2 protein-coding genes are annotated in these 733 nt (G+C 72.3%); both read right to left on the minus strand.

From position 1 onward, the window contains the following. The coding region (locus tag ACH107_RS33280) for a hypothetical protein (RefSeq protein WP_412509850.1) at nucleotides 1-209 on the minus strand (209 nt) is incomplete at its 3' end. 42 nt (nucleotides 210-251) lie between these two features. After that, nucleotides 252-623 carry a nuclear transport factor 2 family protein gene (locus ACH107_RS33285; RefSeq protein WP_412509851.1) on the minus strand — a complete coding sequence of 124 codons (372 nt, stop codon included), beginning with the start codon at nucleotides 621-623 and terminating at the stop codon, nucleotides 252-254. Nucleotides 624-733: the final 110 nt, after the last annotated feature.

Below are 733 nucleotides of genomic sequence, written 5' to 3' on the forward strand. Positions count from 1 at the left end.
GGGGCGTGGCGGGCCGCGGCGCGGGCCACCGGCCCGGTGCCGCAGCCGACCTCCAGCAGCGTGCCGCCCTCGGGCCAGTCGAGATCGGCGAAATAGCGTTCGACGATCGCGGTCATCGCCGGGTCGTCGGCGCGGTCCTCCAGCGCCTCGACGATCTGGCCGATCATCTCGTCGCCGGCGGCGGAAACGTCCTGGAACGGGTCGGGCATTCGGGGGCTCCTTTCCGAGGGTTTGCGAAGGGTCGCGGGGGCTCAGGCGAAGCTCGCCCAGGACTTGCCGGTGATCCGCCAGCCCTCGGGCGCGCGCACGAGGGTGAAGAACTCGCGCGCGTCGCCGCCGAAGAAATCGCGCTCGTGCGTCCGGGCGAGGGCGACGTCGCCTGCGACCTCGATATCCGCGACCTCGACGCGGTGCTGCGCGCCGGTCGCGCCCGGCTCCAGCTCGGCGCCGGCCCAGTCGAACAGCGTGTCGATCGGGGCGGCCATGAGCTCGCCGCCGAAATCGCCGAACATGCCGGCATGGGCGTGAAAGGCGGATTTCAGCAGCGCGACATCGGCGGTGCGCATGCCTTCGACATAGCGCTCCAGCGTCTCGCGGATGGCGGTTTCGTCCGGTGTGGGCATGGCGCGGGCCTCCTCTTGTCTGTGCCGGGACAGGCATCGCCGATTCGCGTCGGAAAACCGTCGGACGGCCCTCAGCCGGGCAGCCCGGCGGCGCGCAGCGCCTCGGCCAG

This window comes from Roseovarius halophilus (ex Wu et al. 2025), from assembly GCF_047086965.1.